The following is an 11,681-nucleotide window of genomic DNA, read 5'->3' as shown; positions in this document are numbered from 1 at the left end:
CGGAGGGCACGGAGAGAGGTAGACCATGACCGAGAGCATCTTTCCGGCCGGCGGTACGACGGTCGAGGCGAACGGGGTCGACCTGTGCGTCGAGACCTTCGGCCGGCCCGCGGACCCGGCTGTACTACTGCTGGCCGGGTCGACGTCGTCGATGCTGATGTGGGACGAGCAGATCTGTCAGCGGCTGGCCGACCACTCGCGCTTCGTGGTGCGCTATGACTACCGCGACACCGGGCAGTCGGTGACCTATCCGCCCGGCAAGCCGCCGTACACCCTGCTCGACCTCGCCGCCGACGTGGTCGGCGTGCTGGACGCGCTCGACCTGCCCGCCGCCCACCTGGTCGGCCAGTCGATGGGCGGCATGGTGGCCCAGCTGGTGGCGCTCGATCACCCCGACCGGGTCGCCGGCCTCGTCCTGGTCTCGTCCAGCCCGGTCGTGCCGGGCTCGGACAGCCCCGACCTGTCCGGCATGTCCGATGAGTTCCAGAAGGCGTACGCGGACGTCCAGATGCCTGACTGGTCGGACCGGGAGCAGGTCATCGAGTACCGGTTGTCGTTGCAACGTCCCTGCACCGGCTCCGGCCGGATGTTCGAGGAGGCGCGCTACCGCCGGTTGATCGGGCGCGAGTTCGACCGGGCGGTGGACATCGAGGCGAGCATGAAGAACCAGTTCGCGATGGGGGACGTGCCGCCGTGGCGCGGGCGGCTCGGTGAGCTCGCCACGCCCACCCTTGTGATCCACGGCAGCGACGATCCGGTGCACCCCTTCGACCACGCCACCGCCCTGGTCCGGGAGATCCCGGACGCGTCGCTGCTGCGTCTTGACGGGGTCGGCCACGAACTGCACAGCCAGGACTGGGACACGATCGTGGCTGCCGTGGTGACGCACACGGCCTGACCGCCGCTCGCCCGATCGAGGTGAGCAGCCTGCGAGATGCCCCGGTCCGTCGGCCCCCGCCATGCTGGAACGACAGGGGCCGCCGGCCGGGCCGGGGCAGTGTCCGGCGACCGATCCGGCGCCCCGATCCACGTCGTGGTCCGCACTCGCCACCCTGACCGGGTCCGGCAGGGGCGGGCCGACACAGGAGGAGCGCTCATGCGGATGCGGGTGTTGGCAGGGACCGTCAGCCTGGGGGTGGTCGCCGGGTTCGCCGTCGCGGCCCCCGCGGGGGCCGGCATCCGGCCCAGCGTGCCATCGGTACGCGACTGGTCCGTCGCCGGGCAGAACACGCACAACACGCGGCACGCGGCGACCGAGCGGACCATCGACGCCCGCAACGTCGGCCGACTGCGGCCCCGCTGGGTGTTCACCGCGAACGGTGACATCAATTCCACTCCGGCGGTGGCCGACGGCGTGCTCTACGTACCGGACGCGGGCGGCACGTTGTGGGCCATCCGGGCCTCCGACGGCACACCGGCGTGGTCGCACCCGATCAGCGACTACACCGGCCCACCGGTCGACGGCTCCCGCACCACACCTGCGATCTCCGGTGATCTGGTGGTGATCGGCAAGGGCTTCACCGTCGAGTCGCCCAGCGGCGCCGGCGTCATCGCCGTGGACCGCGGGAACGGCTCGCTGCGCTGGCGTACCCAGGTCGACCCCAACCCCCGCGCGAAGGTGACCGGCGCCCCGGTGATCGACCGGGGCGTGGTCTACGTCGGCGTCTCCTCCTCGGAGGAGATCCTGCCGGCACCGCACACCTTTCGGGGCAGCGTCGTCGCGCTCGACCTGCGGACCGGCCGGATCCTGTGGCAGACCTACATGGCCCCGCCGGGTTACACCGGCAGCGCCGTCTGGGGGAGCAACCCTGTCGTGGACCGTCGCCGGGGCCTGGTGTACGTCGGCACGGGCAACAACTACACGGTGCCGGAAGGCGTGTGCACCCGCCCCGCCCAGACCGACTGCGAGTTGCCCGCCGCCAATGACTACTTCGACTCGGTGGTCGCTCTCGACCTGCGGACCGGGCGGGTCCGCTGGGTGCACAAGACGCTCAGCGCCGACGCGGTGTCCGAACTGGACCCGCCACCCGGCACCGACATGAACTTCGGATCGTCGCCGAACCTGTACACCACGACGATCGGCGGACGCCAGCGCGAGCTGCTCGGGATCGGGCAGAAGAGTGGCGACTACTGGGCGCTGGACCCGGACGACGGCCGGGTGGTGTGGAAGACGCAGGTCGGCCCGGGTGGTGGCATGGGCGGAATCCAGTGGGGCTCGGCCACCGACGGCCGGCGGATCTACGTGGCGCTGGCCAACTCGGACCGGGTGCCCTTCGTGATCCCGTCCGGTAACGGCGGTGAGACCACCGTGACCGGGGGAATGTGGGCGGCGCTGGACGCAGCGACCGGCCGGATCCTGTGGCGGACCCCCGATCCGCAGGGCGACATCGACATGGGCTACGTCACGTCCGCCAACGGTGTGGTGTACGTCGGTTCCGGCGCCGGCACCGGCGACAACATGTACGCCCTCGACGCCCGCACCGGCGCCATCAAATGGCGGTTCGCCAGTGGCGGCTCCGTGATCGCCGGAGCCGCAGTCGTTGACGGCTCGGTCTACTGGGGATCCGGGTACCACATCGGTACGGGCAACAACAAGTTGTACGCCTTCGACCTGCGCTGACCGATAGCCCGGACGGAGCGCAGGCTCCGCCCGGCATCCTCCACCGACGTCAGGGTGGTTGAGCGATCATGATCGAATCTGGTTCGTGGACCGACCGCCGGGACCGGCACGGTGCGGCGCCCATCCCGGGTGCCGCCACGGCGCTCCGGCCGGATCCGTCGATGCGCGGAATCCTGCTCGCCGGAGGTACCGGCTCGCGGCTCTGGCCGGTGACCAAAGCGGTCTCGAAGCAGCTGGTTCCGGTCTTCGACAAGCCGATGGTCTTCTATCCCCTGTCCATGCTCATCTCGATCGGCGTCCGCGAGATCCTGGTGATCACCACGCCCGAGGACCGCGACGCGTTCGTCCGGCTGCTCGGTGACGGCTCTCAGTGGGGGCTGCGTCTGGAGTATGCCGTCCAGCCCCGCCCGGAGGGGATCGCTCAGGCGTTTCTCATCGGCGAGGAGTTTCTCGACGGGCGCAGTTCGGTGCTGATCCTCGGCGACAACCTGTTCCACGGGGCCAACCTGGGGCGCTGGTCCGGGCCGGGCGCCGAGGTGGTGGGCGCGCACATCTTCGCTTGGCCGGTGCCGAACCCGTCGGCGTACGGAGTGGTGGAGTTCGACGCCGCCGGCCAGGTGCTGTCCATCGAGGAGAAACCGTCGCGCCCGCGCTCGCGGTACGCCGTGCCCGGCCTGTACCTCTACGACAACACCGTCATGGAGGTCGCCCGTGGCCTGCGGCCCAGCGTGCGCGGCGAGTTGGAGATCACCGCGGTCAACGACCACTACCTCCGGAAGCGCCAACTGAGCGTCACCGTGCTGGATCGGGGCTCTGTCTGGCTGGACACCGGCACGGTCGCCGACATGGCCCGGGCCGGGGAATACGTCCGGGTGGTCGAGGAGCGCCAGGGCTGCAAGATCGGCTGTGTCGAGGAGGCGGCCTGGCGGGCCGGGCTGATTACCGACGCGGAACTGCGCGAGCTGGCCCGGCCCCTGCTCAGCAGCGGATATGGCGAGTACCTCCTGGGGCTGCTGAGCTGATCATGCCGACACGACAACCGGCTGGACCCGACCCGCGCTGCCCCCGATCGGCCCGAGCCCCGCCGTGACCGACACCCTCCCGGGCGGGCCGGAACCCGCCGCGTCACCGTCGAGCACCCCGGAGGCCCCCAGGTGGAAGGGTCGATCGTCCGTCGTCTCACCCACGACCACACGTGGGTGCTGGTGTCCGTGTCCGGCCTGGTCGGGACCGCGGACGTCGCCGCCGTCCTCGCCGCCGTCGGCCGGGCCGGCACGGCGGCGGAGATGCTGACCCTGCTGCCGGCACCCGAGGGCACCGCGCTGAGCTTCGTCACCCCACGGTCCGACGGCCCACCGGTCCTGACAGCCCTGGCCACTGCCGCGCCCGTCGGCGGAGGCGCGATTGTGCGCTGCCGCGGCGACGTGGCCCGCCTGATCCTGCACGGCGAGGGCATCCGCGCCGACCCACTGGTGCTGCCGACCTTCCAACAAGCGCTGCACCGCGTCGGCGTGACGACGCTCGCGCTGTCCGTCTCGAACACGCTCGTCGAGGCGGTCTGCGCCGCGGCCGCGCTGCACCGGGCGCTCCCCAGCCTCACCGCCGCGTTCGATTGCGAGGCGGCGATCCTGCCCGCGCCCCGACCGCGATCCGTGCCCCCGGTGGCCGCCCGGCCGCCCGTGGCCGGCCGTACCACGCCGCCACTAACCATCGCCGGACGTTAGGAGAGATTCATGCGCGTCCTGTTCGTTGCCCCACCCGCCCTCGCCTCCCACCTGTTCGTGCTGACGCCGTTGGCCTGGGCCCTGCGCACCGCCGGACACGACGTCCGCGTCGCCACCCAGCCGGACCTCGCCGAGAGCATCACGCAGGCCGGCCTGACCGGCGTGCTGGTCGGCTCGGACATGGGGGAGACCCTCATGCGGGTCGCCGCGGCCGAGCCGGCGGAGAAGCCGGCCGCTCCGGACCACCCCCGGCAGGAGGACTACGCCCGCGAGGATCCGTTCGGAGAACTGGACTACCTCACCCGCCACCTGCTGCGGCACCTGTGTCCCGACGACATGCTCGACGAGCTCGTGGGCTTCGCCCGCGCCTGGCGGCCCGACCTGGTGGTGTGGGACGGGCTGAGCTACGCCGGCGCGGTGGTGGCCCGGGCCTGCGGCGCCGCGCATGCCCGCATGCTGTTCGGCGCCGACGGGTACGTGCAACTGCGCACTGCGGCGCTACGCCGCCGTCCGGACCGGGACCCGCTGCGCGAGTGGCTGGAGCCGCTGCTGGAGCGGTACGGCAGCAGGTTCGACGACGACGTGCTGACCGGCGACTGGACCATCGACACCCAGCCGCCGTGGATGTGGCGCCCGCAGGGTGCCCGCCACCTGCACGTGCGTCCGACCGCGTTCAACGGCCCGTCGATCGTGCCGGAGTGGCTGCACCAGCCGGACGGCCGGCCGCGCGTCTGCCTCACCCTCGGCGTCACGCACCGGGCCGCCGACGTCGCCGAGGCGACCGCGGCGGACCTGTTCGAGGCGGTGGAAGGGCTGGACGTGGAGGTGGTGGCCACGCTGAACGCCGAGCAGGTCGGCGACACGCCCGTGCCGGCGAACGTGCGGCTGACCGATTTCGTGCCGCTCAACGTGCTGCTACCCACCTGCCGGGCGGTGGTTCACCACGGCGGCAACGGCGCGTCGGCGTCGGCGTACGAGCACGCGGTTCCGCAACTCGTGGTGCCGGGGGCGTACTGGAGTGAGAAGTGGTTCGGTCCACTGGCAGTGGCGAACGGGGTGGAGGACCAGGGCGCGGGCGTCTACGTCGCCGACTCCGACAAGCTGACCGGGGAGCTGCTGCGCAAGGCGCTGGAACGTGTGCTCTCCGACCCGTCGTACGCCCACCACGCCAAGCGGTTGCGCCGGGAATTGCTCGCGGTGCCGACGCCCCGCGACGTGGTGCCGCTGCTCGAAGGGCTGACCGCCGAGCACCGCCGGGACCGGGTCTGACCCAGCACAACGCACGGGCCCGGCCGGACGGTGTCCGACCGGGCCCGTGGGCGTAGCGGCTCAGCCGCGGGACCGCTCGGCCACGAACTCCCGGATCGTGCGCCCCACGTACGCGGTCATCTCGTCGGTGATGCCGGGGTAGACGCCGATCCAGAAGGTGTTCTCGACGACGACGTCGCTGTTCTCCAGGCTGCCCACCACCCGGTAGTCGACCTGCCGGTACGCCGGCTGGCGGGTCAGGTTCCCGCTGAACAGCAGCCGGGTCCCGATCTGCCGGGACTCCAGGTGCAGCACCAGCTCATTGCGAGTGAACGGCGCGCCCGGCTGCACAGTGATGACGAAGCCGAACCAGCTTGGATCGCTGTCCGGCGTCGCCTCGGGCAGCAGCAGGCCCGGCACACCGTCGAGGTCGGCCCGCAGCAGCTGCCAGTTCTTGCGCCGGGCCTCGCCGAACGCGGCCACCCTGTCGAGCTGGCGAAGCCCGAGCGCCGCCTGCAGGTCGGTCGTCTTCAGGTTGTAGCCGATCTGGGAGAACGTGTACTTGTGGTCGTACCCGAAGGGGAGCCCGCCCAGTTGGCAGCCGAACCGCTTGTGGCAGCGGTCGTCCTCACCGGGCCGGCACCAGCAGTCGCGTCCCCAGTCCCGAAAGGACTGCACGAGGTGGGACAGCTCCAGGCTGTTGGTCAGCACGCAGCCACCCTCGCCCATGGTGATGTGGTGCGCGGGATAGAAGCTGACCGTGCTCAGGTGTCCGAACGTGCCGGTCGGTCGGCCCTGGTAGAGCGAGCCGACCGCGTCGCAGTTGTCCTCGATGAGCCACAGCCCGTGCTCCTCGGCCAGGGCCATCATGCCGGTGGCTTCGAAGGGGTTGCCGAGCGTGTGCGCCACGATGATCGCCTTGGTCCGAGGGCCGACCGCGGCCCGGACCCGCTCCACCGTGGTGTTGTAGGTGCCCAACTCCACGTCGACGAACACCGGCACCAGGCCGTTCTGCACGATCGGGTTGACGGTGGTGGGGAACCCGGCGGCCACCGTGATCACCTCGTCGCCCGGGCGCAGCCGTCGGTTGCCCAGCTCCGGGGCGGTCAGCGCGGACAGGGCGAGCAGATTGGCCGACGAGCCGGAGTTGGTCAGTAGGGCCTTGCGCATCCCGAAGTGGCGCGCGAAACGCCGCTCGAACTGCACGGCGTATGTGCTCGCCGCGATCCGCATGTCCAGCGCGGCCTCGACCAGCGCGGCACGCTCCGTCTCGTCGAAGACCGGGCCCGACGAGAGCACCGGCGTCTCGCCCGCAAGGAACTCCACTGCGGTGCTCTGCTCCCGGTGGTACTCGTGCACCAGATCGAGAATTCTCGCCTTGAGGTCAGTCATGCCTGCTCGCCTTCTCTCTCCATGAGTCGCGTGGGGCGGGGTCGTCGGCGTCCGCGGACGCCCACACATCCCGGACGGTCCTGCTCAGCGAGCGGTGCGGCGACCAGCCCAGCACCGCGCGGGCCCGCCGGATATCCGCCTGCTGCCAGCTCGCGCCGGCCGTCCGGGCGCCGTCCGCCGCGGGCACGAGCGTGAGGTCGTAATCGACCCCGCTCGCCACGGCGAGGGCCCGGACGACCTCCTCGGCCGAGCGGGCCACCCCCGAGCCGACGTTCAGCGCCCGGTCGTCGCCCACCGCCGAAGTGGCCGCCGCGACCACCGCGTCCGCCACGTCCCGGGCGTCGACGTAGTCGCGGAACTGCCGCAGGTTCAGCAGGCGCAGTTCGGCCCGCCCGCCGCGTTCGTGGGCTGCCCGCAGCTCGGTCAGCGCGGCGCCCAGCACGCTGACCGGTGACATGCCGGGCCCGATCGCGTTGAACACGCGCAGCACCACGACGTCGAGGTCGTGTGCCGCGGCGACCGCGCGGAGCCGGCGGCTGCCATCCAGTTTGGAACGGCCGTATGGGCTCGCGGGCTCGGTCACCGTGTGTTCGTCGATCGCCATCGGCGGCGGCACCGGGGCGTACTCCAGGCACGAACCGAGATGCACCAGTCGGGCCGGTATGGCGCTGTCCGCTAGGGCGAACGCGATCTGCTCCGGCACCTCGGCGTTGGCCACCACCATCGCCGCCGGCTCGGGACGCCAGATCAGCCCGGCCGCGTTGACCACCAGAGCCGGTGCCAGGTCGCGTAGGGCCGCCGAAAGGACGGGGTACAGCGGCCCGGCGGACGGCAGGGCGATCCGGCGCGGCATGTCAGGGCTGCGGACGGCACCCACCACGTCCCACCCCGCCGTGGTGAGTGCGGAACGCACGTGCCGGCCGAGGAAGCCGGTGGCGCCGACCACCACGGCGCGCGGCCCGGTCACCGGACCTCCACCCCGGCGTGCCGGCGCACCGCCTCGGCCAGGGCCGCCCGCCCGATCACCTCGTCGTGGTGCTGCCGCAGGCTCCGGCGCGTGGTCACCGCCGCCGCGAAATCCGCTACCAGCGCGGCGAACTGGTGGTGACTCCGCAGCGGGCGCTGTCGTTCGCCGGCGGCACCGCTCAGGTTCAGCACGGGCCGGTGCTCCGGCGGCGGGGTGAACGCGCGCTCCAGTACGATCCGCCCCTCGCCACCCCACAACTCGTACGCGTTGCGGTAGGCGTGCTGGAAGCCGAAGGAGATCGCCGCCTCGACGCCGTCCGGCGCGACGAGCAGGGCGGAGCCGGCGACGTCCACGCCCGTCGGGCCGGGGCGCAGGTGGGCGCTGACGACCCGCAACTCCGGCCCCAGGAACATCTGCGCTGCCCGCAGCGGATAGAAGCCGAGGTCGAACAGCGCGCCGCCGCCGAGCTCCGGCCGGTACCGGACGTCCTCGGGTGGCAGCGGCGGAATGCCGAACACGCTGGTGACGGTGCGCAGCGGGCCGATCTCGCCGGCGGCCACCAGCCGCCGGACAGCGTCGTGCTGCGGGTGGAGCTGGAACGCGGCGTTCTCCATGAGGACCAGGTCCCGGGCGGCAGCCCGGCCGATCAGCTCGTGCGCCTCCGTGCCGGTCCGGCCCAGCGGCTTCTCGGCCAGCACGTGCCGACCCGCGACCAGGGCGGCGTCGACCCAGCGGGGCAGCAGTCCGGCCGGCAGTGGCACGTACACCGCGTCGATGTCGTCGCGGTCGAGCAGCCGGTCGTATCCGGTGACCGGAGCGGCGCCGAACCGGTCGGCGAACCGCTGCGCGCGCCGACCGTCCCGGCTGGCCACGGCGACCAGTCGCAGCCGGGGCTCGGCGACCACCGCCGGCAGGGTGCGGCGCCAGGCGATGTCCGCGCAGCCCAGTACGCCGAGCCGGACCGGTCCGTGCCGGTTCACGGACAGGCCTGGGCGAGGCTGTGGAGCGCGGCCAACAACGACCGGCCCTCGACTGTCACATAGTGGCTGTGCGTCAGGAGCATCGCGAGTTGGTGCGGCGTGACCCAACGGAAGGACTCCGGTGGCCGCACCGGCACACGCTCGTCGGCCTCCACCACCATGTACCGGTTTTCGGCGTGGTAGAAACGGCCGCCCTCCTCGGAGAGCACGCAGTCGTAGCGGATCCGTTCCGGCGGCGCCGTGAGCACCGTGTCCAGGAACGGTGGCTGGTCCATCGCAGGCAGATGGGCGTAGTTCTCCGGCCGGCACAGCACGGTGGGGCCGAGTTCCGGAACGTCGCGCAGGCCCGGCTGGACGGCCGCACGGGCGAGCAGGTGCAGCACACCGCCGATCGGCCGGGCGAGGAACGCGACGACGCCCCGGCCACGGGGCCGCAGCAACGGCTGACTCCAGCCGGGCACCTCCCGTACGGCGGTCCGCACGTCCACGCCGATGATGCTGAAGTGCCGGCTGGCGTCGTGGTCGATCGCGTACCGGTCGCGGTGCCAGCCGTGCACCGGAGCGAGACCCATCCGCCGGACGACCAGGGGACGACGGCTGCGCAGCGCGGTGAGCCAGCTCAGCACGTCGATGTCGCGCTCCACCGCGCCGGCGGTGGGGGCGAAACCCTGGGCCACCAAATCGGCGAAAGCGTCGCCGGTCGGCTCGACAGACGGCCGCAGCACCGTCGCAAGGCAGGCCAACACCGTACGGGTGTCCATGTTGACGACGTTGTCGAGCCCCATCAGCACTTGCAGGTCGCGCAGGGTGATCCAGCGGAAGTTCTCCTGCTCGGGGACCGGACCGACCGCCTCGACCACCATGTTCCGGTTGCGCTTGCCCAGAAACCAGGAGCCCTGCTCGGACTGCAGCACGTCGGCGACCACGGTTCCCCGTGCCGGCCGGACGAAATGCTCCAGATACGGGGTCGCGGCACCGCCGTGGACCCGTGTGTAGTTGCTGTGGGTGGCCTGCACCGTCGGCGAGACCTGCACCCCGTTGACGTTGCCGGGCTCCATCTTGACCTGCACCAGGCACTCCAGCTCGGCTTTGCGGCGTAACAGCAGGCCGAGCAGCCCGATCTCCGGCTGGGAGATGATGGGCTGCTGCCAGCCCGGCACCGCCCCGCCCTCGCCGCGCACGTCCAGCCCGGTCACCGTGAAGAACCGCCCGCTGCGGTGTCCCAGGTCGCCGGTAGCCGGATCGGTCCTCCAGCCCCGCAAAGCGTCCAGCGGCACCTGCGTCACAGTGCTGGCGCTGGCCTGGCGCCGTTCCTCGTACCACTGTCGCAGGCCGTCGTCGGGCCAGGCGCCAGCGGTGGTCGACGCCGCCCCGGTGGTCGCCGTCCCGGTCACCGACCGGCCTCCCGCCGGGGCGTGGTTCGGTCGGTGACCGGCGCGGCGGCGCGGTCAGCGAGGCCGCACGCCGTGGCCAGCCGTTCCAGGGCAGGGACCACCTCGTTCGGGGTCGGCTCGGCCAGCACCTCGGCCCGCAGCCGGCCCGCGGCCTCCCGGAACGAGGGCTCGGTTACCAGCCGCAGCACAGCCTCGCGGATCACCTCGGGAGTGACCTCCTCCTGCGGGATGCTCAGCCCGGCCCCGAGTTCCTGGATCCGGCTTGCGCGAACCGGGGCGTCCCACTGCGCCGGCACGAGCGTGAGCTGGGGCACCCCGCATCGAGTGGCCGTCGCGCCGATGCCCGCCGCGCCGACGTGCACCACGGCCGCGCAGGTGGGTAGCAGCGCGTGCATGGGCACGAAGTCGACCAGCCGCACGTTATCCGGCAGGTCGATCGTTTCGCCCTCCGGAGGCACCAGCGTGGCGACGACCTCCAGATCGAGGTCGCCGAACACCTGGAGGGTCTTGATCGGGATGGGGTCGTGGCCGTGGAAGCCGCGCATCGAGATGCCCGCCGTGATGCAGACCCGGGGGCGCGCGGGCGGCTCGCGCAGCCAGTCCGGCAGCCGCGACGGCCCGTTGTACGGCACGTACTGCACGGTGACGGTGGGCAGGCCCAACGGCAGGCGCATGCTGGCCGGGGACTGGTCGAGGGTGTACTGCCCGGTGATGAGCTCCTCGTCGTACGAGGACCCGAACCGCTCCGCGGTCTGTGCCAACCACTCGCCGAGCGGGTCCTGCCGCCGCTCCGGTAGCTGCTGCGCCAGCAGCGACAGGAAGTGCTGCCGCATCCGGACCATGACGTCGGCGCCCCAGAGTAGGCGTACGTGAGGTGTGCCGGTGGCCCGGGCGGCCACCGCCCCGGCGAAGGTGAACATCTCCCAGACGATCAGATCCGGCTCCCAGTGCCGGGTGTAGGCCACCAGGTCGTCGACCATCGGGTCGTTGAAGACCTGTCCCGAGTAGATGGTCGCCTCGCGCAGGAAACGGACGAAGTCGTCGTACGCCACGCCGGCGGGGTCGATGAGCACGTTCGCCACCCGCTCCGCCCAGCCCTCGTCGTCGGACTTCTCCACCAGCACCTGGTCGAAGCTGTGGTCCCGGCCGACCGACACGGCGGGCAGCCCCGACGCGACGATGGTGTCCTGCAACGCGGGCTGGCTGGCGATCCGGACCTCGTGCCCGGCGGTACGCAGTGCCCACGCCGTCGACACCATCTGGAAATAGTGGGTCCGTTCGGCGTAGGTGACAAAGAGAACCCGCATCTGACACCCTTCCTGAAAGGAACGAGGAGAATTGGCGCTGACCGGAGGA

At 71.8% G+C, this 11,681-nt stretch carries 10 protein-coding genes; 5 read left to right on the top strand and 5 right to left on the bottom strand.

Going from position 1 to position 11,681, the window contains the following annotated elements; genetic code table 11:
• The first annotated feature begins 25 nt into the window (after positions 1-25).
• The 5 genes from ACTFTM_RS21635 (at position 26) to ACTFTM_RS21615 (ending at position 5,613) form a co-directional block, all read left to right on the top strand.
• The gene (locus ACTFTM_RS21635; protein WP_449562312.1) at positions 26-898 is read left to right on the top strand and encodes an alpha/beta fold hydrolase; all 873 of its coding nucleotides are present in this window, start codon (positions 26-28) and stop codon (positions 896-898) included.
• 198 nt (positions 899-1,096) lie between these two features.
• Entirely contained in the window at positions 1,097-2,620 is a 1,524-nt protein-coding gene (locus ACTFTM_RS21630) for an outer membrane protein assembly factor BamB family protein (protein ID WP_449562311.1), read from the top strand.
• A 161-nt stretch (positions 2,621-2,781) separates the two neighbouring features.
• Positions 2,782-3,642, top strand: a complete 861-nt coding sequence (rfbA, locus tag ACTFTM_RS21625; RefSeq protein ID WP_449566688.1) for a glucose-1-phosphate thymidylyltransferase RfbA — start codon at positions 2,782-2,784, stop codon at positions 3,640-3,642.
• 132 nt (positions 3,643-3,774) lie between these two features.
• Complete coding sequence (locus ACTFTM_RS21620) at positions 3,775-4,344, top strand: hypothetical protein (RefSeq protein ID WP_449562310.1); 570 nt, start codon at positions 3,775-3,777, stop codon at positions 4,342-4,344.
• Between the two features lie 9 nt (positions 4,345-4,353).
• Positions 4,354-5,613: an activator-dependent family glycosyltransferase gene (locus ACTFTM_RS21615; RefSeq protein WP_449562309.1), complete on the top strand. Its 1,260-nt coding sequence runs from the start codon at positions 4,354-4,356 to the stop codon at positions 5,611-5,613.
• Positions 5,614-5,673: 60 nt separating this feature from the next.
• Here the strand turns inward: ACTFTM_RS21615 and rfbH are convergent, their stop codons facing one another.
• From rfbH to ACTFTM_RS21590, 5 genes are read right to left on the bottom strand one after another with little or no spacing between them, the layout of a single operon-like run.
• Positions 5,674-6,984 (bottom strand): lipopolysaccharide biosynthesis protein RfbH, encoded by a 1,311-nt coding sequence (rfbH, locus tag ACTFTM_RS21610; RefSeq protein WP_449562308.1) that lies wholly within the window; start codon positions 6,982-6,984, stop codon positions 5,674-5,676.
• Positions 6,977-7,951, bottom strand: a complete 975-nt coding sequence (locus tag ACTFTM_RS21605) for an NAD-dependent epimerase/dehydratase family protein (RefSeq protein WP_449562307.1) — start codon at positions 7,949-7,951, stop codon at positions 6,977-6,979. Before ACTFTM_RS21605 ends, rfbH begins: the two co-directional genes overlap by 8 nt.
• Positions 7,948-8,931 (bottom strand): Gfo/Idh/MocA family protein, encoded by a 984-nt coding sequence (locus tag ACTFTM_RS21600; protein WP_449562306.1) that lies wholly within the window; start codon positions 8,929-8,931, stop codon positions 7,948-7,950. Before ACTFTM_RS21600 ends, ACTFTM_RS21605 begins: the two co-directional genes overlap by 4 nt.
• Positions 8,928-10,325 (bottom strand): NDP-hexose 2,3-dehydratase family protein, encoded by a 1,398-nt coding sequence (locus ACTFTM_RS21595; protein WP_449562305.1) that lies wholly within the window; start codon positions 10,323-10,325, stop codon positions 8,928-8,930. The genes ACTFTM_RS21600 and ACTFTM_RS21595 overlap by 4 nt, the downstream gene beginning before the upstream one ends.
• Positions 10,322-11,632: an activator-dependent family glycosyltransferase gene (locus tag ACTFTM_RS21590; protein ID WP_449562304.1), complete on the bottom strand. Its 1,311-nt coding sequence runs from the start codon at positions 11,630-11,632 to the stop codon at positions 10,322-10,324. The genes ACTFTM_RS21595 and ACTFTM_RS21590 overlap by 4 nt, the downstream gene beginning before the upstream one ends.
• Between the last annotated feature and the right edge of the window lie 49 nt (positions 11,633-11,681).

This window comes from Micromonospora sp. RB23 (assembly GCF_053585025.1).
Note: the sequence above shows the minus strand (reverse complement) of the source record. Positions and strands in the feature narration are given on the sequence as shown.

What these genes read in the sequence shown, in the direction of transcription:
- ACTFTM_RS21615 (WP_449562309.1), top strand. Translation starts at nt 4,354, where the DNA reads ATGCGCGTCCTGTTCGTTGCCCCACCCGCCCTCGCCTCCCACCTGTTC.
- ACTFTM_RS21590 (WP_449562304.1), bottom strand. Translation starts at nt 11,632, where the DNA reads ATGCGGGTTCTCTTTGTCACCTACGCCGAACGGACCCACTATTTCCAG.
- rfbH (WP_449562308.1), bottom strand. Translation starts at nt 6,984, where the DNA reads ATGACTGACCTCAAGGCGAGAATTCTCGATCTGGTGCACGAGTACCAC.
- ACTFTM_RS21635 (WP_449562312.1), top strand. Translation starts at nt 26, where the DNA reads ATGACCGAGAGCATCTTTCCGGCCGGCGGTACGACGGTCGAGGCGAAC.
- ACTFTM_RS21630 (WP_449562311.1), top strand. Translation starts at nt 1,097, where the DNA reads ATGCGGATGCGGGTGTTGGCAGGGACCGTCAGCCTGGGGGTGGTCGCC.
- rfbA (WP_449566688.1), top strand. Translation starts at nt 2,782, where the DNA reads ATGCGCGGAATCCTGCTCGCCGGAGGTACCGGCTCGCGGCTCTGGCCG.